Origin of the sequence: Rhizobium sp. LjRoot30, assembly GCF_964253915.1 — a bacterium.
In the GTDB taxonomy this organism is placed as follows: Bacteria; Pseudomonadota; Alphaproteobacteria; order Rhizobiales; family Rhizobiaceae; genus Metarhizobium.
Map to the genome: position 1 here is coordinate 1 of NZ_CAXUSG020000057.1, position 507 is coordinate 507.

1 protein-coding gene is annotated in these 507 nt (G+C 54.8%); it reads right to left on the bottom strand.

The window, feature by feature from the left end; all coding sequences use genetic code 11:
- Positions 1-32 precede the first annotated feature (32 nt).
- A partial coding sequence (locus ACSQ3I_RS28130; protein WP_436004483.1) for an integrase core domain-containing protein occupies positions 33-507 on the bottom strand: 475 nt, incomplete at its 5' end.

A 507-nucleotide genomic window follows, 5' to 3' on the forward strand; every position in this document is an offset into this window, starting at 1 on the left:
TGGAGTGCCCCCCATTTCGCCGGACAGATCAGCTATTGAGAGATTGCTTTGATGAATTCCCTTGGGGAGGCCATCTTCAGCGCTGAGTGTGGATGGATTTCATTGTAGTCCTCGATCCATCCGTCGATCTTCCGGAGAGCTGTTTGGGCATCCGGAATGGGTGAGATACGTATGTAGTCGCGCTTCAAGGTTTTGACGAAGGCTTCAGACATGCCGTTCGATTGTGGGCTGGCAACGGGCGTGAAGCATGGGATCAGGTTGAGGGCTTGAGCAAACAGCCTGGTCTCCCTCGCAGTGTAGGCGCTGCCGTTGTCAGATAGATGTTCGATGGCATGCGGGGCGTTTGTTGTGCCGAAGCGCTTCTCTACGGCTTCCAACATCATGTCTCGAATGTCGGAACCGGATATCCCGGCATTGGCGACGGCTGCCCATGAGATGATTTCCCGGTCGAACGCATCGATGATGAACGCGAGACGGATCACCTCGCCATTCCAGCAGGTAAACTCA